The sequence below is a fragment of the Mesorhizobium sp. B2-3-6 genome, assembly GCF_006442305.1.
GTDB lineage: Bacteria > Pseudomonadota > Alphaproteobacteria > Rhizobiales > Rhizobiaceae > Mesorhizobium.
On record NZ_VFVW01000003.1, the window covers coordinates 547,490 to 569,769 of the forward strand.

The following is a 22,280-nucleotide window of genomic DNA, read 5'->3' on the forward strand; positions in this document are numbered from 1 at the left end:
TCGATCAGGCATCGCCCGGCACATGCTCCGGCCCCCGCAATCGGCGGCGTTCGATGTAGGCCCAGATATGCGGCCCGACCAGGCCGATGAAGGCCAGCGTCAGCAGGGTCAGCGACAGCGGGTGCTTGTAGAACACCGACCAGTCGCCGTTCGAGATCGTCATGGCGCGGCGGAATTGGGTTTCGGCGAGCGGTCCCAGGATCATGCCGATGATGACGGGCGCGGTCGGGAAATCGAAGCGCCGCATCAGGAAGCCGGCAGCACCCAGGAGATAGAGGATGGCGAGGTCGATCGGCGACTGCGAAATGCCGTAGGTGCCGACGGTGGCGAAAACCAGGATGCCGGCATAGAGCTGCGGCGCCGGGATCTTCAGCAGCCGCACCCAAAGCCCGATCAGCGGCAGATTGAGGATGACGAGAATGACGTTGGCGATGAACAGGCTGGCGATCAGTCCCCAGACCAGGTTGCCTTGTGTCGTCAGAAGCAGCGGGCCTGGATTGATGCCGTAGCTCTGGAAGGCCGAAAGCATGATTGCCGCCGTCGCCGAGGTCGGCAGCCCGAGCGTCAGCATCGGCACCAGCACGCCGGCGGCCGAGGCATTGTTGGCGGCCTCCGGACCGGCTACGCCCTCGATGGCGCCAACCGTGCCGAATTCCTGCTTGTGCTTCGAAAGCTTCTTTTCGATTGCATAGGACAGGAAGGTCGGGATCTCGGCGCCGCCGGCCGGCATGGCGCCGATCGGGAAGCCGATCGCGGCGCCGCGCAACCAGGGCTTCCACGAGCGCCTCCATTCGGCCGCCGTCATATAGAGCGAGCCCTTCAGCGGCACGATCTCGTCCTTGCCGGCATAACGGCGCGAGGCCATGTAGAGCGTCTCACCGACGGCGAACAGGCCGACGGCGGCGATGATGACGTCGACGCCGTCGAGCAGTTCGGTCATGCCGAAGGTGAAGCGCGGCTGGCCGGTCTGCAGGTCGACCCCGATCATGCCGATAACAAAGCCGGCGAACAGGCTGGTCAAGCCGCGCACCGAGGACGAGCCCAGCACCGCCGAAACCGTGATGAAGGCCAGCACCATCAGCGAGAAATATTCGGCCGGGCCGAAGGCCAGCGCGAACCTGACCACGATAGGCGCCAGGAAGGCGACGCCCAGCGTGCCGAGAGTGCCGGCGACGAAGGAGCCGATCGCCGAGGTGGCAAGTGCGGCGCCGCCGCGCCCGGACCGGGCCATCTTGTTGCCTTCCAGCGCGGTGACGATGGTAGCGCTTTCGCCTGGCGTGTTGAGCAGGATCGAGGTCGTCGAGCCGCCATACATGGCCCCGTAATAGATGCCGGCAAACAGGATGAAGGAGGCCTCCGGCGCAACCTGGTAGGTGATCGGCAGAAGCAGCGCGATGGTCAGCGCCGGTCCGAGGCCGGGCAGCACGCCGATGGCGGTGCCAAGCGTGGTGCCGAGCAGGCACCACAGAAGGTTGACCGGAGTGAAGGCGACGGCGAAACCGTGTGCCAGATGGCCTAGCGTTTCCATGGCGTCAGCCCCTCAGCGTGCTGGTGAACGCATCGATTACCGTATTCAGCTGGTTCTCGATGAAACCGGCGCCGATATTGACGCCGAGCGCCCTGGCGAAGCCGAAATAGGCGGCCAGCGCCAGCACGAGGCCAGTGAGCGCATCGCGCAGCGTATGCCGGCTGCCGAAGCCGTAGCAGACCAGAACGAACATGATGACGGATGCCGCGGTGAAGCCGAGCGGCTGGATCAGGAGCAGGTTGGCGATAAGGCCGATGACGACGAAGCCCATCGCCTTCCAGTCGGTCGGCGTCTCCTTTTCCTCCTCCGGCTGCCAGCCGCCGCGCAGTGCGGCGACGATGAGCAGGAGCGAAAGAACCACCAGGCCGAACATGGTCAGGTAGGGAAAGACGGTCGGGCCGACCTTAGAGTAGAGCGGCGACACCGGGATCGCCAAGGTCTGCCAGGCGACCGCCCCGGCACAGGCCAGAAGCCCGATACCGATCAGCAGTTCGGGTACGGCAAGGCGCGAGGACGCAGCCTGCTGGTCGCTGGTGCTCATGAATGTCCTCCCAAGACAGCCGGCATCACACAGCCGGCTTTTATCCTATCTTCATCCCCGGTGGATCGCATGCCAATGCGAACGGCGGGAGGAAAAAGGGCGGACCATGGACCCGCCCCCTTCAGGGAAATCAGGCGAGCCCGAGATCCTTGAGGATGGCTTCGATGCGAGCCGTATCCTCGGCAAGGAACTTCGCATAGTCGTCGCCGGTGAGCAGGATGGGCGTCCAGTTGCGGTTCTTGCATTCCGTGGCCCAGGCATCGCTCTTGGCCATGGTCTCGACCAGCGTGATCATCGCCGCCTTATCGGTATCGGAGACGCCGGGGGGTGCGAAGACGCCGCGCCAGTTGAACAGTTCGACGTCGATGCCGGCTTCCTTCAGCGTTGGCGCATCGATGCCCTCCTGCCGCTTGTCGGCGGAAATGGCGAGCAGCCTGAGCGCCCCGGCCTTGACCTGTTCGGAGAACTCGCCAAAGCCGGAAATGCCCGCCGCCACCTGGTTGCCGAGCAGCGCTGACAGCGCCTCGCCGCCGCCCGCGAACGGCACGTAGGACAGGTTTGTCGCCGGCACGCCCGCCGTCTTGGCGATCAGGCCGAACAGGATATGGTCCGAACCGCCGGCCGAGCCGCCGGCGACGGGAACCTTCGTCGGATCCTCTTTAAGCGCGGCGACGAAGTCGGCGGCCGTCTTGAACGGCGAGGCCGCCGGCACCACCAGCGCTTCGAACTCGCCGGTGAGCCGGGCGATCGGCGTGACCTGCGTCAAATTATTGGCAGCCTTGTTGGCGATGATGGCGCCGACCATGACCATGCCGCCAACCATCAGCGAATTGCCCTTGCCGTTCCATTGACTGATGAATTGCGGCAGCCCGACCGTGCCGCCGGCGCCGCCGACATTGGTGATCTGCGAGCCGGAGATCAGCTTCTCGCTGCGCAGCACCTGGTCCATCGTGCGCGCGGTCTGGTCCCAGCCGCCACCGGGCGCGGCCGGCACGAAAATCTGTATCTGCGGCGTGCCTTGGGCAAGAGCGGGAGAAAGACGCGACGCCACCAGCCCGGCGGCCCCCGCGGCAGCGGTGCTCATCAAAAATCTGCGTCTGTTCAGCATGGGATTCCTCCAAATCACGACACCTCCTCCGGTGCCCGCCAAAAACGCGCCTGAAACCAGACCCGTGCTTGAGTTCAAGCAGACTTTACCGCGTTCCGTCAACAGGAACGATATTCTGCTGGACAGAATGCTCGAGCTGCGCGACACAATCGCGCCGCTCGACCTTTGTTCGACTGGGGACCAATGAATTCGGCAGGCAAACCAGCTGGCATCGAAATCCGGAGCACGTCAGCCGACGGTGTTGCCGCGCTTGACCGGGCCATTGCCATCCTCGATGCATTCACCACGGCGGACCGCTCGCTCAGCCTTTCCGAGATCGCGGCTCGAACCGGGCTCTATAAGAGCACCATTCTGCGGCTGGCCAATTCGCTTTTGCGCGGACAGTTGCTCGAGCGCCTGGACGACGGCCGTTACCGCATCGGACCGGCCAGCTTCCGGCTCGGCGCGCTCTATCAGCGGTCGGTCGTGGCGGTCGACATCCTGCTGCCGATCATGCGCGATCTCTGCGAACTAAGCTGGGAAAGCGTTGCGTTCTATGTCCGCTCGGGAGACGTGCGCACCTGTCTCTATCGCGTCGAGTCCAAGCATCCTATCCGCTATACGATCCGCGAGGGTGACGTCCTGCCGTTGCTGGTGGGCTCCGGCGGGCGTGTGCTGGCGGCGTTTTCCGGACAGCCGGGCGAACCCTACGAAACCATCCGCAAGACGTGCAACTGCCTCGCCATCGGCGACCGCGACCCGCAGACGGCGGGCGTCTCGGCGCCGGTGTTCGGGCCTGGGCGGGTTCTGCTCGGCGCCTTGACCCTGGCCGGCCCGAGCACACGCGTCGACGCGGCCCTCCTGCGGCGCATGCGGCGGCCGCTGCTCGAGGCGGCGGCCCGCGCCACCCGCGCCTTCGGCGAGGATGCCTCGATGCTCGATGAAGCGGCTCGCGAAGCCGCGGTGCAAACGGATAATGCCAGTCCCGGCGCGGTTATCAGGAGCAGACGGCGTTCTCGGATCATTTCGACGCCCTTGCGGAACGACCGCTAATGCATGCCGCCCAAAGGGACCTCGGCTTTGGGAGAACGATGTAAAACAAGAAAGCTAAGCGCAGCGCATGAATCCGTTTTGACGCCGCTTTAGGCACTTGGCGAGTGCTCAGGCCAACCGCTCCAGCAGGATGGTCCGGGTTTCGTGATAGATGGTCCGCGCCACCTCCCGGTAGCCGCACTTCGTCGCCACGTTCAAGGAAGCGGTGTTTTCGGGGTCGATGATGCAGACGGTTTTGCCACGTCCGAAGGTCTCGTCGCCCCAGCCAAGCACGCGGCTGACGATCTCGGTGGCGAGGCCGGCGCCGTGGGCGGCCGGAGCGAGCGCCCACCCGGCCTCCGGAATGCCCTCTATCGGCGGCTCCATATCGCGCTTGAGGTCGTGAAACCCGGCCTCACCGACGAAACGGCCCGTCGCCTTGTCCTCGATCGCCCAGAAACCGTAGCCGAGCAGCGACCAGAGCCCGGCGTGACGCAGGAAGCGCATCCAGCTCTCTTCTCGCGTGCGCGGCCTGCCGCCGATGAAGCGGGTGACGACCGGATCGGCCCACATGGCGACATAGGCGTCGAAATCCTCCAGCCGGTGCGCTCGCAGGATGGCGCGCGCCGTTTCGATCACCGGAACGCCGCTTGTGTTGTGATGGTTCATGGGTCGCCCTCGCTCAAACCTGCAAAACACCTAGCAAATCACCGGCCGCGAGCAAGGGCCAGGCCGGCGCGGATCATCTTCCAGACAGACGGCGCGCGCTTGGCGTGTCTCGATCCAGCCGGGGCAGTCGTTCCTCCGATGGTCCGGCCGCGCCTCATGGGCCGCCAGCCAGAACGGTTGCGGATATCAGCACTTTGCCATTTGAGTACGATTGCAATCTGTTAGCCTGCCCTAGTTGTATCCGTGCAGCCGGTGTCGAGGAGAACTCCGCGCGGCGGTTGAAGATTTAAGCTCTGGGAGGAAACCACGATGAGAAGATTTGTCGCCGCTCTGGCTGCCGCCGTGGCGGTCATGCTTTATCCCGTCGCCGCAGGCGCGCAAACCTATCCCGAACGCACCATCACCGTCGTGGTGCCGTTTGCGGCCGGCGGCCCGACCGACACGGTCACGCGTCTTGTCGCGGAAGCCATGTCCAAGGATCTCGGCCAGCAGGTCATCGTCGAGAATGTCGGCGGCGCCGGTGGCACGCTGGGCGCTGGCCGCGTCGCGAAGGCCGAGCCGGACGGTTACACCCTGCTCCTCCATCACATCGGCATGGCCACCAGTGCCACACTCTACCGAAAGCTCGCCTACGACACGCTGAACGCCTTCGAATATGTCGGCCTCGTCACCGAGGTGCCAATGACCATCGTTGGCCGAAAGGACCTCGAGCCGGCCGATTTGAAGGGATTGGTCGAGTACGCCAAGGCCAACAAGGATAGCGTCACCGTAGCCAATGCCGGCATAGGTGCTGCCTCGCATCTCTGCGGCATGCTGTTCATGAGCGCTATCAAGACGCCGCTGGTCACCGTCCCCTACAAGGGCACCGGCCCGGCCATGACCGATCTCCTCGGCGGCCAGGTCGACATCATGTGCGACCAGACGACCAACACCACCAAGCAGATCCAGGGCGGCACGATCAAGGCTTACGCCGTCACCTCGCCGGAGCGCCTCGATGTGCTGCCCGATGTCCCGACGACGACGGAAGCCGGCCTTCCCGACGTGCAGGTCAGCATCTGGCACGGTCTTTATGCCCCCAAGGGCACTCCGGCGGAGATCACCGAACGGCTGTCGAAATCCCTGCAGGTCGCGCTGAAGGACGAGAACGTCGCCGCCCGCTTCGCCGAGCTCGGCACCAGGCCGTCGCCGCAGGCCGACGCGACGCCGGCCGCGCTGAAGGCCAAGCTGGAAAACGAGATCGCGCGCTGGAAGCCGATCATCGAAGCCGCCGGCCAATACGCCGACTGAGTTTTGAACGGGGCGCCGCCGGCGCCCCGTTTTCGCTTCGGTATCGTCGCGCGCCCGCAGCTTGGGAGGAATGTCATGAAGGCTTTCGCAATCGACAGGACGAACGGCATATGCGCTGCGCTGTTCATCGTTTTCGGCGCATTTTTCGCGTTGCAGTCGCTCGGCCTGGAAATCGGCACCGCCTTCCGCATGGGGCCGGGCTATTTCCCGCTGGTGCTGGCGATCGTGCTGATCCTGCTTGGCCTCGTCATCCTCTTCCAGGCGGTGCGATTCGAGGGCGATCCGATCGGCTACATTGCGTGGCGCGGCTCGCTGTTCATCCTTCCCGCTCCGATCTTCTTCGGCCTGACGGTGCGCGGCCTCGGCTTCATTCCGTCAATCTTCCTGACGGCGCTGATCGCATCGTTCGCCAGCGGCCGCATGAAACCGCTGACCGCGTTCGTGCTGTCGGCTGGCCTGACCCTGTTTGCATTTTTCGTCTTCAGCTACGCACTCGGCCTTCCGTTCCGGCGCTTTGGCCCATGGCTGCCATTGTGAGGAGATGAGCATGGAGCTCCTCGACAATCTGGCGCTCGGCTTTTCGACCGCTTCATCGCTGACGAACCTTGGTTTCTGCCTGATCGGCGTCCTTCTTGGCACGCTGATCGGCGTCCTGCCCGGGATCGGCGCCACCGCGACCATCGCCATGCTCTTGCCGATCACCTTTCAGATCGGCGACCCGGTTTCCTCCCTCATCATGCTCGCCGGCATCTATTACGGTGCGCAATATGGCGGCTCGACCACAGCCATTCTCATCAACATGCCCGGCGAATCGTCCTCGGCCGTCACGGCGATCGACGGCTATCAGATGGCCAGGAACGGCCGCGCCGGCGCGGCACTCGCGATCGCGGCGATCGGTTCGTTCTTCGCCGGCACGGTGTCGACCTTCCTCGTCGCCATCTTCGCCCCGCCGCTGACCTCGATCGCGCTGGAATTCGGCGCGGCCGAATATTTTTCGCTGATGGTCGTCGGCCTCGTCTCGTCGGTCGCGCTTGCGCACGGTTCGATCGTCAAGGCGCTGGCGATGGTCGTGCTCGGTCTGTTGCTCGGCATTGTCGGCACCGATATCTACACCGGCACGCCGCGCTTCACGCTCGGTATCCCCGAATATGCCGACGGGCTGAATTTCGTCGCCGTGGCGGTCGGCGTCTTCGGCATCGCCGAGATCCTTCGCAACCTCGAGAACGAGCATGAGCGCTCGGTGATGATCCGAAAGGTTTCCGGCCTCATGCCCACCCGCGACGACTTCAGGCGCATGGCGGCGCCCATCGTGCGCGGAACGATCATCGGTTCAGCGCTCGGCATCCTGCCGGGAGGCGGCGCGATCCTCGCGGCCTTTGCCTCCTACACGGTCGAAAAGCGCGTATCGAAAAACCCCGAAGAATTCGGCAAGGGCGCGATCGCAGGTGTCGCCGGGCCGGAATCGGCCAACAATGCCGGCGCGCAGACCTCCTTCATCCCCATGCTGACGCTCGGCATTCCAGCCAATCCGGTCATGGCGCTGATGATCGGCGCGATGATCATCCAGGGCATCGTGCCCGGCCCGAATGTCGCGACCGAACAGCCGGCGCTTTTCTGGGGCATTATCGCCTCCATGTGGATCGGCAACCTGATGCTGATCGTCCTGAACCTGCCGCTGATCGGGCTCTGGGTGAAGCTGCTCACCATCCCCTATTACGTGCTTTTCCCGATCATCATGGCGTTCTGCTCGATCGGCGTTTACAGCGTCAACACCAATGTCTACGACCTCTACGCCGTCGCCTTTTTCGGCTTCCTCGGCTATCTCCTGACCAAACTGCGCTGCGAACCCGCGCCCCTGCTGCTCGGCTTCGTGCTTGGCCCCCTGCTTGAGGAAAATCTCCGCCGGGCCATGATTCTGTCGCGTGGCGATCCCAGCGCCTTCGTGACGAGACCGATCAGCGCCGGCCTGCTCCTCATCGCGCTCGCCGTGCTCGTCATCGTCTTCCTGCCCGCGGTCAAGAAGAAGCGCGAAGAGGTGTTTGTGGAGGAGAGTTAACTTATTGAATTCCGCTCGCTTCCTCGAGCGGAGCGATCTCGACCAGCGGCGCCGGCACGCTGGTCGTCTTTTCCTGCGCCTTGCAGAGGTCGGCGATGACGCAGGCCGGGCAATCCGGCTTGCGCGCCTTGCAGACGTAGCGGCCATGCAGGATCAGCCAGTGATGCGCGTGGCGCATATATTCGTCGGGAATGATCTTCAACAGCCCCTGCTCGACCTGGTCGGGCGTCTTGCCGGGCGCCAGTCCTATGCGGTTGCCGATGCGGAAGATGTGCGTGTCAACGGCCATCGTGTGCTGGCCGAAGGCCATGTTGAGCACGACGTTGGCGGTCTTGCGCCCGACCCCCGGCAATTTGACCAGTTCGTCCCGGCTGTCCGGCACCTCGCCACCATGATCGCGAATCAATGCCTGCGACAGCGCGATGACGTTCTTGGCCTTGTTGCGCCACAGACCGATGGTCCTGATATAGTCGCCGACCCTGGCCTCACCCAGATCCAGCATTTTGCGCGGCGTATCGGCGATCTTGAACAGCGCCCGCGTCGCCTTGTTGACGCCGGCGTCAGTCGCCTGCGCCGACAGCACGACGGCCACCAGCAGGGTGAAGGGATTTACATGTTCGAGCTCGCCCTTCGGCTCCGGCCGCTGGACGGCAAAGCGCCGGAAAATCTCATGCACCTCCGCCGGACTGTAGAGCGTTCTGGATCGGGCCGGCCTGGGGCTCGGCTTGGCGTTCGAGCCGTCGCGCCGTCCAGGCAGTGGCTTCTTTTCGGATTGTGCGGGTACTTTGGACTTGGGGCTTGCCATTTCCTTCCTATAATATCCAGATATGAACGACACAAATGCCTCGTTCCAGGCGGACGAACCCTTCTTCAGCGCCTTGCTGACCCCGCACCGGTCGCTGGGCAAGACCGGCTTCGCCGTGCTGATGGTCGCGCTGCTGTTCGGCTGGCTGGTGACCGGGGCTTTTTTCCTGTCGCGCGGCGCCTGGCCGGTTTTCGGCTTCTTCGGTCTGGACGTTGTCGCCGTCTACATTGCCTTCCGCATGAACTACCGTGCCGCCCGCGCCCGCGAGGAGGTGTCGATCTCGCGCACCAGCCTCGATATCCGCAAGACCGCGCCGTCGGGAAAATCGGAAGCGCACCGCTTCAACCCGTTCTGGGCGCGCTTTTCGGTCGCCCGTCACGCCGAAATCGGCATCACCCGGATGGCGGTCGAGGCGCAGGGACAAAACGTAGCGATCGGCGGCTTTCTCGACCCCGATTCCCGCGAAAGCTTCGCCACCGCCTTTTCACGTGCGCTCGCCACCGCCAAGGCGCGCTAGCCGAACAGCTTGCGTCCGGACCGCGTCGAAAAAGGGGACGACGTTTCAGAAGCGATAGCGCAAAAGCCTGCCGATCTTGCGCAGTGCAGGAATGTATTTCCAAAGCCGAACGAACAGCTGCGCGGACCAGCCCATGCGGGCGGCGTGTTCAGGTCCATAGGCCGGAATGTCTTCGATGAATCGCAGCTTCGGGACAGCCAGTTCCAGTTCGCGCGGATCCTCGATCGCCCAGTGGACCTCGGCGCCTGTCGCCCTGATCGCCGGATTGAGGCGCAGCAGCTTCAGGCCGAAACCGCTGTAAGCGTCGAAAATCAGGTCGCCGCCGGCAAGATGTATGACCAGGCGCGAGAACAGGCGGAACCCTTCCTCGGCCGGGAGATAGGGCGTCAGCCCCTCCGCCACCACGATGGCCGGTCGGTTCCGGGGCACTTCAGCCAGCCAGTCCGGCTCTGTTACCGACGAAGCGATGAGGCGATAGCGGTCGCGCGGCTGGTAAAGCTTGCGCCTGAGTTCAATGACTTCCGGATAGTCGACATCGAACCAGTCGACGCCTGGTGGCGGATCGACCCGGAAGATGCGCGTGTCGAGCCCGCACCCCAGATGCAGCACGATGGCATCAGGATTTCTGGCCAGAAACTCCTCGACGCGGACGTCCAGCGTCTTTGCCCTGATCGCCAGGCCGATGCCGAGATTGCTGTCGACCTTGAGTCTTGAGAAATCATAGTCGATCTTACGCACCGCCTCGTCGGCGAAACGATCCCCAAGCAGCGAATGGGGCATCCGGCTTTCCAGCGCCTTGCCGTAGAGCGTCATCAGCAAGGTTTCTTTCGCGCCGGCGAGATTTACCTTTTCACCCGCCATGGCGACTCCTGGGCTCGAAAACCAGAGTTTATCTGGGTATGCGCCGCAAGAAGGCAAGTTTCGGGTGGCGATCGGCGCCCCAAGGGCTGATATTCCGGCTCAAGGAGAATTCCCATGAGCACCCAGACAGCAGTCCTCAAGAAGGACATCACGCCCGAAGGCAACGACTACGAAATCGTGCGCCGCGCCATCGAGAAGATCAGCCTCGACTATCGCGATCAGCCTTCCCTCGAGGAGCTTGCAGAGGAGGTCGGCGAGACGCCGACCGGCCTGCAGAAGCTGTTCACACGCTGGGCCGGCCTTTCGCCCAAGGCTTTCCTGCAGGCGGTGACGCTGGACCATGCCCGCAGGCTGCTCGATTCCGGCATGCCGCTGCTTGAAACATCGTTCGAGCTCGGCATGTCCGGCCCCGGCCGGCTGCACGACCTGTTCGTCACCCATGAGGCGATGTCGCCGGGCGACTACAAGACGCGCGGCGCCGGGCTCACCATCAGCTATGGCTATCATACCTCGCCATTCGGCACCGCCCTGATCATGGCCACCGACCGAGGGCTTGCAGGCCTCGCCTTCAGCGATCCGGGCGAGGAGCGCGCTGCTTTCGCGGATATGTCCAGCCGCTGGCCGAATGCCGTCTATGTCGAGGACATGGCCGCGACCGGTCCCTACGCCGCGCGCATCTTCGACCCGACGCTGTGGCGCCCGGACCAGCCGCTGCATGTCGTGATGATCGGCACCGACTTCCAGGTTCGCGTCTGGGAGGCCTTGCTCCAGATTCCGATGGGCAAGGCTCGCACCTATTCCTCGATCGCCGCCAGCATCGGCGCGCCGAGCGCCAGCCGCGCCGTCGGCGCCGCCAACGGCGCCAACCCGCTCTCCTTCGTGGTGCCTTGCCACCGCGCCATCGGTAAATCCGGCGACCTCACCGGCTACCACTGGGGCCTGACCCGCAAGCGCGCCATTCTGGGCTGGGAGGCGGGACAGGTCACCTCTTGAAATCGGGAACGCCGGCGACCTGCCGCCGGCATTGTCACGTGGAAAACGACGACGCCCCGATGACTCGCATGACGCGGCACCGCGGCGCTTGCCATATCGGCATGCACTGGAAAGCAACGATCTTACAGGATAGCTTCCCGCTCATTCATGAGGAGGCATTCCTTGATCATCGTCGTCGGCTCGATCAATCTCGACCTTATCGCCAATGTCAACCGCTTGCCGAGCCCTGGCGAGACGGTGAGCGGCTCCGGTTTCGCCACCGCGCCCGGCGGCAAGGGCGCCAACCAGGCGTTGGCCGCCGCGCGCGCCGGCGAAAAGGTGCGCATGGTGGGAGCCGTCGGCAAGGATAGTTTCGCCGGCGAGGCCCTGGCGCTGCTGCGCCAGGCCAAGGTGGATCTGTCTGGCGTGGGCGAAACTTTTGCCTCGACGGGCACCGCGCTGATCATGGTCGGCGACGATGGCGAGAACATTATCGCCGTGGTACCGGGTGCCAACGCCTCGGTGCTGCCCGGCGACCTGTCCAAGGCCTTCCCCGGAAAAGGCGATGTCATGCTCCTGCAACACGAGATCCCGCTTGCGACCGTCGAAGCCGCGCTCGATCAGGCAAGCGCGGCCGGTGCCGTCACCGTGCTCAACACCGCACCCTTCCATCGCGACGCGGCCGGCTTGCTCGGCAAGGCCGACTATGTCGTCGCCAACGAGACCGAGTTCGACCTGTATGGCGAGGTGCTGTCGCTGAGCGGGCGCGACCGCGCGGCACGGATGCGCGACTTTGCCGGGAAAACCGGCCGCACCATCGTCGTCACGCTCGGCGGCGACGGCGTGATGGCGGCGACGCCGACCGATTCCCTGACGGTGCCCGCATTGAAGATCACCCCGGTCGACACGGTTGGTGCAGGCGACACCTTTTGCGGCTATTTCGCCGCCGGCCTGTCGTCGGGCCTGCCCCTCGAACAGGCGCTCGCCCGGGCCGGCGCGGCCGGCTCGCTGGCATGCCTGAAGCCGGGCGCCCAGCCGGCGATCCCGTTGGCCGCCGATGTCGACCAGGCACTCCTGAAATCCCGCTGAGACGACCAGAATGCGCCCCCAGACGAAGCATGCCGCGCCACCGGCCGGCGACATATGCCGCCTGCCCGCCGTCGAACTGGCCGACGCGATCCGGCAAAGGAAACTTTCGGTACGTGAGGTCGTGACGGCATTCCTCGACCGCATCGAAGCCGTCAACCCGCTCGTCAATGCCATCGTTTCCATGCGCGATCGCAGCGATATCCTGCGCGAGGCCGACGCAGCCGATGCCCGTCCGGACCGGGCCGGTGCGCTTTTCGGCCTGCCGATCGCGGTCAAGGATCTCGCAATGACCCGCGGCCTGCGCACTTCCTTCGGCTCGCCGATCTTCGCCGATTTCGTGCCGCAGGAGGACGATTTCTTCGTCGAGCGCATGCGCAACGCCGGTGCCATCATCATCGGCAAGACCAACGTTCCCGAATTCGGCCTCGGCTCCAACACCTACAATCCTGTGTTCGGCCCGACGCTGAACGCCTTTGATCCAGATTTGAGCGCCGGCGGCTCGAGCGGCGGCGCCGCGGTGGCGCTGGCGCTGGACATGGTGCCCGTCGCCGACGGCAGCGACTTCGGCGGCTCGTTGCGCAATCCAGCCGCCTGGAACAATGTCTATGGTTTCCGGCCATCGCAGGGGCTCGTCCCCGGCGGCCCGGACGTCGAGGTCTTTCATGCCCAGATGGGCGTCGATGGGCCGATGGGGCGCAATGTCGGCGACATGGCGCTGCTGCTCGACGTGCAGGCGGGCTATCATCCGCGCGCACCCTTGTCCTATGAGAAACAAGGCTCCTTCCTCGAAGGCCTGCATGTGCCCGCCAAAGGCGGCCGTGTCGCCTGGCTCGGTGATCTGGGCGGGCATTTGCCCATGAAGCCCGGCATCCTCGAGCTCTGCCGAGCCGCGCTCGACCGCTTCGGGCAGGCCTCGTTCAAGGCCGAGGCACTGGTGCCGGATTTTGATTTCGAGGCCTTGTGGCAGGCCTTCGTGACGTTGCGCCAGGCAAGCAGCGGCTGCGCGCTGAAAGTGCATTATGACGATCCCGCCAGGCGCGCCCTGTTGAAGCCCGAAGCCGTCTGGGAGGTGGAGAACGCGCAACTCCTGACGGCGCCTCGGATTCGCGCCGCCTCGGTCGTCCGGACGTCCTGGTACCGGACGCTGCTGTCGCTGTTCGACCGCTTCGACCTGATTGCATTGCCGACCGCGCAAGTCTTTCCGTTCGACGTCGGCACCCATTGGCCGCGCGAGATCGCCGGCCGGCCGATGGACAGCTATCACCGCTGGATGCAGGTTTCGGCGCCCGCCACCATGGGCGGCTGCCCGGCCGTCAGCGTGCCGGTCGGCTTCGACGCCAGAGGCCGGCCGATGGGCATGCAACTGATCGGCCGGCCGCGTGGCGACATGGCTGTGCTGAAGGCGGCGGCGGCCTATGAGACGACACTGCCGTGGCCGTCCGGCGCCTGAATCCGGTGCATCTGCGTATCGCGCGGCTCCATGTGCCGGCTTGCACCGGCATCGCCGCCATGCATTGATCGTGGCGCCGCACAGGCGGCATTCTGCCCGAGGGAAAAATCATGTCGCTGGAACTCTATGCCGCCTATGTCCTTGCGTGCGTCGTCATCATCCTGGTGCCAGGGCCGACGGTCACGCTGATCATCGCCAACAGCATCCGTCATGGCTCCCGCGCCGGCCTGGCCAATGTCGCCGGCACGCAGGCCGGCCTGGCGGTCATGATCGCCATCGTCGGCATCGGCCTCAACACGCTGATATCGGGCATGGGGCACTGGTTCGAATGGGTGCGGCTGATCGGTGCCGCCTACCTGATCTGGATGGGCGTGCAGATGTTCCGGTCCAAGGGCAAGCTGAATGCCGACGGAACGGCGCGGAAGCCGCGCGGCGGCTTTTTCGTGCAGGGCCTGCTGGTGGCGCTCAGCAACCCGAAGACGCTGATCTTCTTCGGCGCCTTCTTTCCGCAATTCATCGCGCCGCAAGGCAATTATTCGCTGCAGATCGCCGTCATGGGCCTCACCGCCATGATCTTCGCCGCCATGTCGGATTCGACTTATGCGCTGGCCGCCGGCCGCGCCGGTCGCATCCTGTCCGCCCGCCGCGTCAAGCTCCTGTCCAGGATCAGCGGCAGCTTCATGATCGGCGGCGGCCTGTGGCTGGCGTTTTCACGGTCGAAGTGAGCACCGCCGCCTTTCCTTCCCCCTTGTGGGGGAAGGTGGATCGGCGCGCAGCGCCGAGATGGTTGAGGGGTGCGTGACGGAGTGAGGCGTCGGCGTTCCCCGGAACACCCCTCATCCGACCTCGCTTCGCGAGGCCGCCTTTTCCCGCGAGGGGAGAGGGTAAGGAGGCGGATTTAAAGCCGCCCCAGCCGTTCCAGCAACAGCGCGAAGAAGCCGTCATGGTCGATGTCGCCCATCACCTTGGCGTTCTTTTCCCGCTTGGTGACGCCCCACCAGTCGATCACGGTCATGCCCATGGTCAGTTCCGAGCTAGTTTCCACGCTGACATTGCAGTTACGGCCTTTGAACAGCTCCGGTTTCAACAGGTAGGCGATGACGCAGGGGTCATGCAGCGGCCCGCCATCGGTGCCGTATTTCTCCTCGTCGAAACGCTCGAAAAACTCCAGCATCTCGGCCGTTGCGGTACCGACCTTGGTGCCGAGCTTGCGAAAGGCCTGGGTGCGCTTGGCGGTGGTCAGCGCCTTGTGGGTGACGTCGAGCGGCATCAGCACGATCGGAATGCCGGATTTCAACACCACCTCGGCCGCGTGCGGATCGACATAAATGTTGAATTCGGCCGCCGGCGTGACATTGCCGCCTTCGAAGAAGCCACCGCCCATCAGGATGATTTCCTTGATGCGCGGCGCGATCCTCGGCTCGCGGATCAGCGCCAGCGCGATATTGGTGAGCGGCCCGAGTGCGCACAGCGTGATGCTGCCGCTCTCTTCCTTCATCAGCGTCTCGACGATGAAATCGACGGCGTACTTATCCTGCAGCTTCATCGTCGGTTCGGGCAATTGTGGCCCGTTGAGGCCAGTTTGGCCATGCACCGCCTCGGCCGTAACCAGTTCACGCGCCAGCGGACGGACGGCGCCGGCATAGACCTTGATGTCGGGTCGGCCGGCCAGTTCGCAGATCTTGCGGGCGTTCTTTTCGGTAAGGTTCAGCGGCACGTTGCCGGCTACGGCTGATATGCCGACGATCTCCAGCTCGGGGCTGCCAAGCGCCAGCAATATGGCGACGGCATCGTCCTGGCCAGGATCCGTGTCGATGATGATCTTGCGTGTTTGGGGCATTTCAATTCCTTGTTTGGCCATGAGCCCATGCGTCCGAGCGAGCATGCGAAACGCACCGAACCGGCCTTGAGCTGCCGAACCGCTCCGCCCGGGGGACGAATCCCGGCGCAGCGCTTCTCCTTGCATCTCACTGCCGTTTCAAGCGCCATGTCGATCATTCTTGTGAGTCCACGACGTGGTCTTTTTGGGCGGGTGTTTTGATGGCTTGAACTTGGTCGTGGGGCGGACCATATCAAGACCATCGGGAAAAATGCCATCTGGGTTTTTCCAGTTTATGTCGCTCTTGAGAGGACAATGTAACATGAGCCGAATGACGCCTTTCTCCAGCCCGCTTCTCCTGGGTTTCGACGCCATGGAAAAGACGCTGGAGCGCCTGGCGAAATCCGGTGACAGCTATCCTCCTTACAACATCGAGCGGCTCAGCGGCGCCGACGGCAAGGCCGAAAGGCTGCGCATCACGCTCGCTGTCGCCGGTTTCGCCGAAAGCGATCTCGATGTCACCACGGAGGAAAACCAGTTGGTCGTGCGCGGTCGTCAGACCGACGATACCGAGCGCGAATTTCTTCACCGCGGCATCGCCGCACGCCAATTCCAGCGCTGCTTCGTGCTGGCCGACGGCATGCGGGTGATTGCGGCGGAGCTGAAGAACGGCCTTTTGTCGATCGATCTCGATCGGCCCGAGTCCGAGCGGCTGGTACGGAAAATAAACATATCGGTGAAAGACTGATCTTTGCCGATGGCTCTCATGCGGGATGGCCTACTGCCCAGAACCAGGGCGGCGTCTCGCGCCAAGGAGGCTTGAAATGACCAGAACTGACCAAAATCCTACACAAAATCCCACCATGACCAGCGGTGAATTCGCCCATCTCGGCGAGGGCTCGGTCGCTTATCTGCGCAAGGTTACGAGCGAGGAACTGCTCGGCCGTTTCCCGGGCATTGGCGAAATCGCGCCCGGCATGGAATTGTGGGCGCTGTTTGCCGCCAACGGCCAGCCGATCCTGCTTTCGGATGCGCGCGATCGCGCGCTGGCCGGCGCCATGGAAAACGACCTGACCACGGTCGCCATTCATTAAGGCGATTTTCCGCTGAAAACGAACGGGGCCGCCCGTGGCGGCCCTCGACCATCGTTTATCCAGAAAACGTCAGGCCGCGTGCGAGGCCTGGGTGTCCGACAGAAGCGCGTGGATTGCCACGGCGTCGCGCGTTCCCCTGATCTTGGCCACTGTATCGGCGTCGCGCAGCACCCGCGCGATGCGCGACAGCGCCTTCAGATGATCGGCGCCGGCCCCTTCAGGGGCCAGCAGCAGGAACACCAGGTCGACCGGCTGGTCGTCGAGCGCCTCGAAATCGACCGGCGTCTCCAGGCGGGCGAACACGCCGGCGATGCGCTTCACGCCGGCCAGCTTGCCGTGCGGAATGGCGATGCCGTTGCCGACCCCCGTCGAGCCGAGCCGCTCGCGCTGCAGGATGGTGTCGAACACTTCCCGCTCCGGAATGCCGGAAATCGCGGCCGCCCTCTCCGACAGCAATTGCAGAAGCTGCTTCTTGGAGTTCGCCTTCAACGCCGGCAATATCGCCGGAACGTTGATGAGATCGCTCAGATCCATACTTGAAATCCCTTGTTCGCCTGCCGTCACCAGTCCCCACCCCTCGTGCGGCCGGTTTTATCCCTGTGCGACCTTGGTCGTGGACGGATCGATCCAGCCGATGTTCCCATCCGGCCGGCGATAGACGATGTTGACGTGATTGTTTCCGGCGTTGCGGAAGACGAAGACCGGACTGTCCTTTGTGTCGAGTTCTATGACCGCCGACGCCACCGACATGGTCTTCAGCGTCATGGTCGATTCGGCGACGATGGCCGGCGCAAAATCCTCCGGAATGTCCTCGTCGTCATCGGCGAGTGGCGCCATCACCGTGTAGGCGATATCGGTGAGCTCGCCATTGCCCGAATTGTGCGATTTCAGCCGGCGCTTGTAGCGCCGAAGCCGGGTTTCCAGACGATCCGCCGCGGCCTCGAAAGCCAGCGTCGGGTCCTGGGCATCGCCGGTCGCCTGCAGCGAAGCGCCGGAATCCAGCCGGATCATGCAATCCGCCGAATAGCGCGAGCCCGATTTGATGACGGTGACATGTCCGGCAAAGCCGCGGTCGAAATATTTGCCGATCGCCTCGCCGACACGATCGTTGATGCGCGTACGGAACGCATCGCCGATATCCATGTGTTTTCCCGATATGCGCAGATTCATCTGAAAACTGACCTTCCTTGCTCAGGCTTCAAACTGGCCGGAGTTTATACTCGTGGTCCGTGCGCACAAGCTTTGCGGCGTCACTCGCGCCGATTTAAATCCAAACTTTCCGGTTGATCACAAGCCGCCTTCTTGACCATCCCTAGGCCATTGTCGTGACGGACCATCCGCTAGCGGGCGCCGAGCCCGTCTCATGCGGGCGGGCTTCTAGCCACTTCACCGCAGCTTGTCAATGAAGCACGAACCCTGTGGAAATCGCCGAACCTAGCGCCCGGCGCTGGCAAGGGCCCGCTTCTCGCGCCGGCGCTGCACCGAGGACGGGATATTCATGCCTTCCCTGTATTTGGCGACCGTACGCCTGGCGATATCGACGCCGCTTTCGCGCAACATGTCGACGATCGCGTCGTCGGACAGGACGTCGACGGTTTTTTCCTCGTCGATCAATTGTTTGATGCGGTCACGCACCGCTTCCGACGAATGCGCCTCGCCACCGCCCGACGCGGCTATCGAGGCGGTGAAGAAATAGCGCAGTTCGAACACGCCGCGCGGCGTCAGCATGTACTTGTTCGCGGTAACCCGGCTGACGGTCGATTCGTGCATGCCTATGGCGTCGGCCACCGTGCGCAGGTTGAGCGGCTTCAGCTGGCGCACGCCATGGACGAGGAAGGCATCCTGCTGGCGCACGATCTCCGATGCGACCTTGAGAATGGTCTTTGCCCGCTGATCGAGGCTTCGCGTCAGCCAATTGGCGTTCTGCAGGCACTCGGCCAGGAAATCCTTTTCGGCCTGGTTCTTGGCGTGCGGCGAAACCTGGGCGAAATAGATGTGGTCGACCAGCACGCGCGGCAGCGTTTCGGCGTTGAGCTCGACCGTCCAGCTGCCGTCATTGGCCGCGCGCACCTCGACATCGGCAATGACGGCGTCGCTGGCGCCGCCCGAAAAGGCCATGCCCGGCCGCGGATCGAGCGCCCGGACCTCGGCCAGCATGTCCAGCAGGTCCTCTTCGTCGACGCCGCAGATCCGCTTCAGCGTGTGGAAATCGCGGCGCGCCAGGAGTTCGAGGTTGGCAATCAGCGCCTTCATCGCCGGATCGAGCCTGTCGCGCACGGCAAGTTGCAGCGACAGGCATTCGGCAAGGTCGCGGGCGAACAGGCCGGCCGGCTCGAAGGTCTGGCACACCGACAGCACCTTGGCCACGGCGTCGGCGCCGCTACCAAGGCGCGAAGCTATCTCAGCCGTATCGGCGCGCATATAGCCGGTCTCGTCGAGGCCGTCCGCGAGTTCGCCGGCGATCAGGCGCGCCGCCGGATCGGTGAAAGCGAGCGCGATCTGCTCGCTGACATGATCGCGCAGCGTGATCGCGGTCGCCGCCATGTCGCCGGCATCGAAGCCTTCGGACGAGGACGTGCCGCCATTGCCGGTCGCCGATTTCCACTGTGCCGTGAGGTCTGGTCCGAGTCGCTCGCTGGTGCCCGGGTCGTCCGGGAACAGGTTCTCCAGCGATGTGTCGAGCTTTTCCGAGATTGCCTCGGCGCTCCATCCCGCTTCGGTCTCGAACCAGTCGCCGTCGGCCGCCGTTTCCGGTGCCGCCTCGGTCCTCGGCACCTGGTCGCTGGCGGCGTCGTCCTGCGGCTCGGCGCGCTCCAGCAACGGATTGCGCTCGATCTCCTCGTCGATGAAGTGCTCGAGTTCGGCATGGGTGAACTGCAGCAGCCGGATCGACTGCATCAGCTGTGGCGTCATCACCAGCGACTGCGACTGTCGTAGCTGTAGTTTCGCCGCCAACGCCATGGTTCGGTTTCAAACGCCTCGTCTGCATCCGGACTGCCGGAAGGAATTTTCGCGAACCGATAGAAACTGGCCCGGCTTTTGCTTGTCAAGGCAAACGCTAGCAAAACCCGCTTACCGGAGCGTTATCCCGGAGCAAAATCGCGAGAAAATGGCCCCTGACAGGAAAAAAATCGCGTCAGGAAACAAATTTCACGCTCAAAGCGTGAATCCCTCGCCCAGATAGAGCCGCCGCACGTCGGGATTTGCGACCACTTCATCGGCCCGGCCATGAGTGAGCACCTGGCCGGCATGGATGATGTAGGCGCGGTCGATCAGGCCGAGCGTCTCGCGCACATTGTGATCGGTGATGAGCACGCCGATGCCGCGCGCCGTCAAATGACGCACCAGTTGCTGGATGTCGGCGACGGCAATCGGGTCGATGCCGGCGAAAGGCTCGTCGAGCAGCATGTAGGCCGGGCGCGTGGCCAGCGCACGCGCGATCTCCAGGCGCCGACGTTCGCCGCCGGAAAGCGACATCGATGGCGCCTTGCGCAGATGGCTGATGTGGAACTCCTCGAGCAGTTCGTCGAGGCTGCGCTCGCGCTCCTTGCGGCTCTTTTCGACCACTTCCAGCACGGCGCGAATGTTCTGCTCGACGCTGAGGCCGCGGAAGATCGAGGCCTCCTGCGGCAGATATCCGATGCCCAGACGAGCACGCCGGTACATCGGCATGGAGGTGACATCGAAGCCGTCGATCTCGATCGTGCCCTCGTCCACCGGCACCAGGCCGGTGACCATGTAGAAACAGGTGGTCTTGCCGGCACCGTTCGGACCGAGCAGCCCGACGGCCTCGCCGGCACGCACCCCGAGCGTGACGCCGCTGACCACCTTGCGACCCTTGTAGCTCTTGGTCAGGCCCTTGGCGATCAAGGTTCCCTTGAACTTCGCCTTATCGGCGGTGACCGTGGCCGGAGCCGAAACCTTGCCGGCGGCCCGCCCCGGAAGACGCGCCGTCAGCGACGACAGGCTGGCCATCAGGGGTTCGTCGCTCCCGATTTCGGCGGTGGCGTCATCGACATGATGACACGTCCGCCGCAGCCGTCGACATTGGCGAGGCCAGTCTTCATCTGCACGGTGAGCTTGCAGCCCTTGAGGACATTGGGGCCTTGCGACAGCACCACTTCCTTGCCGGACAGGACCAGCACCTGCGTCTTCATGTCGAAGGTGCCATTGTCACCGGTCGCGATCTGGTCATTCGACTTGATGTAAACTTTTCCGCTGACTTCAAGGTGGTCGATGTTGGCGGAGCCGGTCATCGCCGCTCCCGCTGCTTCCGTCCCCTTTGCGGCCGCGTTCGGGTCCTTGACGTAGTAGACCATCATCTTGCCGGACTTGAGCAGGGTCGGTCCCTGCACGACCGTGACGTTGCCGGTGAACACGGCGACGTTGTCCGCCTGCCGGACCTCCAGCTTGTCGCTCTCGATCTGGATGGGCTTGTCGCCCGACAGTTTGAGCCCGGACGCGCTCTCGGCGGTGGATTGCGCCAGCGCCGGCGCAAGCCCCAGCAAAAGCAGCGCCGAAGCTGCGGCGGCAAGCCGTGTCGAACTAATGAGCCACATTCGCTTCTTCGCCCTTTGCCTCTGCCGCCTTCAGATTGGCGGGATCGATATTGACGCGCACCTTGTTCTCGAACACCAGAACCTTGCCATTGTCCTGCACCGACAAGGAATTCGCGGTGATCTGCGACCCGTCACGGCTGACGTCCACGGGGTCATCCGTCTTCATAGTGCCTTTGCCCATGTCGAGGAAGACCGATTTGAACTTGGCCTGAAGGCCGTCGGTCGTGGCGATCGTGACGTCGCTGGTCAGGTGCATCGTATTGCCGTCGCGATCGTAGGTGCCATGCGTGGCTTTGATCGCAGCGACATTGTCGGCCGCGATCGGCACCTTGGCGTCGATGCCGTCGAGTTCGATGATGCCTTGCGTGCTGACGTCCTGTATGGCGCGCAATGCCGTCATGGAATAGGGCAATTTCTGCTTGGTGAAGCCGTTGAGCTTGGGGTTGGCCATCACCAGCTTGCCGTTGGAAAAGGCGGTGCCTTCCGCCTGGACCGCGACGGACACCGGTGCGGCGAGGTAGGAATAGACCGGGAAGGCAATGGCGATCAACGCCGCTAGCACCGGCACGGCGAATTTAAGCACGCGCACCCGGCGCGAATGCCGCCGTGCGCGATCGAACGCGTCCCCCCTCGCCGGGCCGTCCGCCGGGGGAGCCAACTCCGTCTCGGTGCTGCTCGCTTCACTCGTTCGCGCTAACATAACTGCTTTCTTCTAAAACCCCTGCCCCGCTGGGCAACACCGCCTAAAGGTGGGACGTCGGCGCTTTCAAGCAAGCACAAGCCGACGAAAACCGCGAAAATGTGACAGTTGCTGTCGTGCAGATCAGAACGGATCAACACCGACAGCCCTGCTTCATAGCAGAAATAGACGTCTGGCGTACATTTTTCGTTACCATCGGCTCTCCCCTTACCTG

General features: G+C 63.9%; 24 protein-coding genes. 11 read left to right on the forward strand and 13 right to left on the reverse strand.

Features of this window, described 5'->3' with window-relative positions:
• Positions 1 to 4 precede the first annotated feature (4 nt).
• The 3 genes from FJ953_RS11895 to FJ953_RS11905 all read right to left on the reverse strand — a co-directional run bounded on the left by FJ953_RS11895 (position 5) and on the right by FJ953_RS11905 (position 3,177).
• Positions 5 to 1,528, reverse strand: coding sequence for a tripartite tricarboxylate transporter permease (locus FJ953_RS11895; RefSeq protein ID WP_140556474.1), 1,524 nt, complete (start codon positions 1,526 to 1,528; stop codon positions 5 to 7).
• A 4-nt stretch (positions 1,529 to 1,532) separates the two neighbouring features.
• Positions 1,533 to 2,069 (reverse strand): tripartite tricarboxylate transporter TctB family protein, encoded by a 537-nt coding sequence (locus FJ953_RS11900; protein ID WP_140624400.1) that lies wholly within the window; start codon positions 2,067 to 2,069, stop codon positions 1,533 to 1,535.
• Positions 2,070 to 2,199: 130 nt separating this feature from the next.
• Positions 2,200 to 3,177 (reverse strand): tripartite tricarboxylate transporter substrate-binding protein, encoded by a 978-nt coding sequence (locus FJ953_RS11905; protein ID WP_140624402.1) that lies wholly within the window; start codon positions 3,175 to 3,177, stop codon positions 2,200 to 2,202.
• 183 nt (positions 3,178 to 3,360) lie between these two features.
• Between FJ953_RS11905 and FJ953_RS11910 the strand changes: the two genes are divergently transcribed.
• Positions 3,361 to 4,209 carry an IclR family transcriptional regulator gene (locus FJ953_RS11910; protein ID WP_246674784.1) on the forward strand — a complete coding sequence of 283 codons (849 nt, stop codon included), beginning with the start codon at positions 3,361 to 3,363 and terminating at the stop codon, positions 4,207 to 4,209.
• 108 nt (positions 4,210 to 4,317) lie between these two features.
• Here the strand turns inward: FJ953_RS11910 and FJ953_RS11915 are convergent, their stop codons facing one another.
• Complete coding sequence (locus FJ953_RS11915) at positions 4,318 to 4,857, reverse strand: GNAT family N-acetyltransferase (RefSeq protein WP_140624404.1); 540 nt, start codon at positions 4,855 to 4,857, stop codon at positions 4,318 to 4,320.
• A gap of 309 nt (positions 4,858 to 5,166) precedes the next feature.
• Between FJ953_RS11915 and FJ953_RS11920 the strand changes: the two genes are divergently transcribed.
• From FJ953_RS11920 to FJ953_RS11930, 3 genes are all read left to right on the forward strand, one after another.
• On the forward strand, positions 5,167 to 6,144 hold the full coding sequence (locus FJ953_RS11920) for a tripartite tricarboxylate transporter substrate-binding protein (RefSeq protein ID WP_140513748.1): 978 nt from the start codon (positions 5,167 to 5,169) through the stop codon (positions 6,142 to 6,144).
• A 75-nt stretch (positions 6,145 to 6,219) separates the two neighbouring features.
• Positions 6,220 to 6,681 (forward strand): tripartite tricarboxylate transporter TctB family protein, encoded by a 462-nt coding sequence (locus tag FJ953_RS11925; RefSeq protein WP_140513749.1) that lies wholly within the window; start codon positions 6,220 to 6,222, stop codon positions 6,679 to 6,681.
• A 10-nt stretch (positions 6,682 to 6,691) separates the two neighbouring features.
• Positions 6,692 to 8,200 carry a tripartite tricarboxylate transporter permease gene (locus FJ953_RS11930; RefSeq protein WP_140513750.1) on the forward strand — a complete coding sequence of 503 codons (1,509 nt, stop codon included), beginning with the start codon at positions 6,692 to 6,694 and terminating at the stop codon, positions 8,198 to 8,200.
• Between the two features lies 1 nt (position 8,201).
• Here the strand turns inward: FJ953_RS11930 and nth are convergent, their stop codons facing one another.
• On the reverse strand, positions 8,202 to 9,005 hold the full coding sequence (gene nth, locus FJ953_RS11935; RefSeq protein ID WP_140624406.1) for an endonuclease III: 804 nt from the start codon (positions 9,003 to 9,005) through the stop codon (positions 8,202 to 8,204).
• Positions 9,006 to 9,027: 22 nt separating this feature from the next.
• Between nth and FJ953_RS11940 the strand changes: the two genes are divergently transcribed.
• On the forward strand, positions 9,028 to 9,522 hold the full coding sequence (locus FJ953_RS11940) for a DUF2244 domain-containing protein (RefSeq protein ID WP_140500184.1): 495 nt from the start codon (positions 9,028 to 9,030) through the stop codon (positions 9,520 to 9,522).
• A gap of 45 nt (positions 9,523 to 9,567) precedes the next feature.
• Here the strand turns inward: FJ953_RS11940 and FJ953_RS11945 are convergent, their stop codons facing one another.
• Positions 9,568 to 10,383, reverse strand: coding sequence for a class I SAM-dependent methyltransferase (locus tag FJ953_RS11945; RefSeq protein ID WP_140624408.1), 816 nt, complete (start codon positions 10,381 to 10,383; stop codon positions 9,568 to 9,570).
• A gap of 114 nt (positions 10,384 to 10,497) precedes the next feature.
• On the opposite strand from FJ953_RS11945, the gene FJ953_RS11950 reads away from it, so the two are divergent.
• The 4 genes from FJ953_RS11950 to FJ953_RS11965 all read left to right on the forward strand — a co-directional run bounded on the left by FJ953_RS11950 (position 10,498) and on the right by FJ953_RS11965 (position 14,619).
• The gene (locus FJ953_RS11950) at positions 10,498 to 11,376 is read left to right on the forward strand and encodes a bifunctional helix-turn-helix domain-containing protein/methylated-DNA--[protein]-cysteine S-methyltransferase (RefSeq protein WP_140624409.1); all 879 of its coding nucleotides are present in this window, start codon (positions 10,498 to 10,500) and stop codon (positions 11,374 to 11,376) included.
• 162 nt (positions 11,377 to 11,538) lie between these two features.
• Positions 11,539 to 12,444, forward strand: coding sequence for a ribokinase (locus FJ953_RS11955; RefSeq protein ID WP_140624411.1), 906 nt, complete (start codon positions 11,539 to 11,541; stop codon positions 12,442 to 12,444).
• Positions 12,445 to 12,454: 10 nt separating this feature from the next.
• Positions 12,455 to 13,894, forward strand: coding sequence for an amidase (locus FJ953_RS11960; protein ID WP_140624412.1), 1,440 nt, complete (start codon positions 12,455 to 12,457; stop codon positions 13,892 to 13,894).
• Between the two features lie 110 nt (positions 13,895 to 14,004).
• Positions 14,005 to 14,619 (forward strand): LysE family translocator, encoded by a 615-nt coding sequence (locus FJ953_RS11965; RefSeq protein WP_140522507.1) that lies wholly within the window; start codon positions 14,005 to 14,007, stop codon positions 14,617 to 14,619.
• A 173-nt stretch (positions 14,620 to 14,792) separates the two neighbouring features.
• Here FJ953_RS11965 and FJ953_RS11970 read toward each other — a convergent pair whose 3' ends face one another.
• Complete coding sequence (locus FJ953_RS11970; RefSeq protein WP_140584710.1) at positions 14,793 to 15,734, reverse strand: nucleoside hydrolase; 942 nt, start codon at positions 15,732 to 15,734, stop codon at positions 14,793 to 14,795.
• A 301-nt stretch (positions 15,735 to 16,035) separates the two neighbouring features.
• On the opposite strand from FJ953_RS11970, the gene FJ953_RS11975 reads away from it, so the two are divergent.
• Positions 16,036 to 16,461 carry an Hsp20 family protein gene (locus FJ953_RS11975; protein ID WP_013893014.1) on the forward strand — a complete coding sequence of 142 codons (426 nt, stop codon included), beginning with the start codon at positions 16,036 to 16,038 and terminating at the stop codon, positions 16,459 to 16,461.
• A 76-nt stretch (positions 16,462 to 16,537) separates the two neighbouring features.
• A complete protein-coding gene (locus tag FJ953_RS11980; RefSeq protein ID WP_140500195.1) occupies positions 16,538 to 16,807 on the forward strand; it encodes a DUF1150 family protein in 270 nt (89 codons plus the stop codon).
• 69 nt (positions 16,808 to 16,876) lie between these two features.
• Here FJ953_RS11980 and ptsN read toward each other — a convergent pair whose 3' ends face one another.
• The 6 genes from ptsN to lptC form a co-directional block, all read right to left on the reverse strand.
• Positions 16,877 to 17,341 carry a PTS IIA-like nitrogen regulatory protein PtsN gene (ptsN, locus tag FJ953_RS11985; RefSeq protein ID WP_135898701.1) on the reverse strand — a complete coding sequence of 155 codons (465 nt, stop codon included), beginning with the start codon at positions 17,339 to 17,341 and terminating at the stop codon, positions 16,877 to 16,879.
• A gap of 57 nt (positions 17,342 to 17,398) precedes the next feature.
• A complete protein-coding gene (gene raiA, locus FJ953_RS11990) occupies positions 17,399 to 17,977 on the reverse strand; it encodes a ribosome-associated translation inhibitor RaiA (RefSeq protein WP_140500197.1) in 579 nt (192 codons plus the stop codon).
• A gap of 264 nt (positions 17,978 to 18,241) precedes the next feature.
• On the reverse strand, positions 18,242 to 19,768 hold the full coding sequence (rpoN, locus tag FJ953_RS11995; RefSeq protein ID WP_140624413.1) for an RNA polymerase factor sigma-54: 1,527 nt from the start codon (positions 19,766 to 19,768) through the stop codon (positions 18,242 to 18,244).
• A gap of 195 nt (positions 19,769 to 19,963) precedes the next feature.
• Positions 19,964 to 20,782, reverse strand: coding sequence for an LPS export ABC transporter ATP-binding protein (gene lptB, locus FJ953_RS12000; RefSeq protein ID WP_140500202.1), 819 nt, complete (start codon positions 20,780 to 20,782; stop codon positions 19,964 to 19,966).
• Positions 20,782 to 21,366, reverse strand: a complete 585-nt coding sequence (locus FJ953_RS12005; protein WP_140500204.1) for an LptA/OstA family protein — start codon at positions 21,364 to 21,366, stop codon at positions 20,782 to 20,784. Before FJ953_RS12005 ends, lptB begins: the two co-directional genes overlap by 1 nt.
• Positions 21,353 to 22,066: an LPS export ABC transporter periplasmic protein LptC gene (gene lptC, locus FJ953_RS12010; protein ID WP_140560247.1), complete on the reverse strand. Its 714-nt coding sequence runs from the start codon at positions 22,064 to 22,066 to the stop codon at positions 21,353 to 21,355. The genes FJ953_RS12005 and lptC overlap by 14 nt, the downstream gene beginning before the upstream one ends.
• Positions 22,067 to 22,280: the final 214 nt, after the last annotated feature.

Coding starts and splice junctions, on each gene's coding strand:
- FJ953_RS11950 (WP_140624409.1), top strand. CDS start 10,498: ATGAGCACCCAGACAGCAGTCCTCAAGAAGGACATCACGCCCGAAGGC.
- FJ953_RS11980 (WP_140500195.1), top strand. CDS start 16,538: ATGACCAGAACTGACCAAAATCCTACACAAAATCCCACCATGACCAGC.
- FJ953_RS11900 (WP_140624400.1), bottom strand. CDS start 2,069: ATGAGCACCAGCGACCAGCAGGCTGCGTCCTCGCGCCTTGCCGTACCC.
- FJ953_RS11925 (WP_140513749.1), top strand. CDS start 6,220: ATGAAGGCTTTCGCAATCGACAGGACGAACGGCATATGCGCTGCGCTG.
- FJ953_RS11960 (WP_140624412.1), top strand. CDS start 12,455: ATGCGCCCCCAGACGAAGCATGCCGCGCCACCGGCCGGCGACATATGC.
- FJ953_RS11940 (WP_140500184.1), top strand. CDS start 9,028: ATGAACGACACAAATGCCTCGTTCCAGGCGGACGAACCCTTCTTCAGC.
- FJ953_RS11945 (WP_140624408.1), bottom strand. CDS start 10,383: ATGGCGGGTGAAAAGGTAAATCTCGCCGGCGCGAAAGAAACCTTGCTG.
- FJ953_RS11965 (WP_140522507.1), top strand. CDS start 14,005: ATGTCGCTGGAACTCTATGCCGCCTATGTCCTTGCGTGCGTCGTCATC.
- rpoN (WP_140624413.1), bottom strand. CDS start 19,768: ATGGCGTTGGCGGCGAAACTACAGCTACGACAGTCGCAGTCGCTGGTG.
- lptC (WP_140560247.1), bottom strand. CDS start 22,066: ATGTTAGCGCGAACGAGTGAAGCGAGCAGCACCGAGACGGAGTTGGCT.
- lptB (WP_140500202.1), bottom strand. CDS start 20,782: ATGGCCAGCCTGTCGTCGCTGACGGCGCGTCTTCCGGGGCGGGCCGCC.
- FJ953_RS11895 (WP_140556474.1), bottom strand. CDS start 1,528: ATGGAAACGCTAGGCCATCTGGCACACGGTTTCGCCGTCGCCTTCACT.
- ptsN (WP_135898701.1), bottom strand. CDS start 17,341: ATGGATCTGAGCGATCTCATCAACGTTCCGGCGATATTGCCGGCGTTG.
- FJ953_RS11915 (WP_140624404.1), bottom strand. CDS start 4,857: ATGAACCATCACAACACAAGCGGCGTTCCGGTGATCGAAACGGCGCGC.
- FJ953_RS11970 (WP_140584710.1), bottom strand. CDS start 15,734: ATGCCCCAAACACGCAAGATCATCATCGACACGGATCCTGGCCAGGAC.
- FJ953_RS11905 (WP_140624402.1), bottom strand. CDS start 3,177: ATGCTGAACAGACGCAGATTTTTGATGAGCACCGCTGCCGCGGGGGCC.
- FJ953_RS12005 (WP_140500204.1), bottom strand. CDS start 21,366: ATGTGGCTCATTAGTTCGACACGGCTTGCCGCCGCAGCTTCGGCGCTG.
- nth (WP_140624406.1), bottom strand. CDS start 9,005: ATGGCAAGCCCCAAGTCCAAAGTACCCGCACAATCCGAAAAGAAGCCA.
- FJ953_RS11975 (WP_013893014.1), top strand. CDS start 16,036: ATGAGCCGAATGACGCCTTTCTCCAGCCCGCTTCTCCTGGGTTTCGAC.
- raiA (WP_140500197.1), bottom strand. CDS start 17,977: ATGAATCTGCGCATATCGGGAAAACACATGGATATCGGCGATGCGTTC.
- FJ953_RS11920 (WP_140513748.1), top strand. CDS start 5,167: ATGAGAAGATTTGTCGCCGCTCTGGCTGCCGCCGTGGCGGTCATGCTT.
- FJ953_RS11910 (WP_246674784.1), top strand. CDS start 3,361: ATGAATTCGGCAGGCAAACCAGCTGGCATCGAAATCCGGAGCACGTCA.
- FJ953_RS11930 (WP_140513750.1), top strand. CDS start 6,692: ATGGAGCTCCTCGACAATCTGGCGCTCGGCTTTTCGACCGCTTCATCG.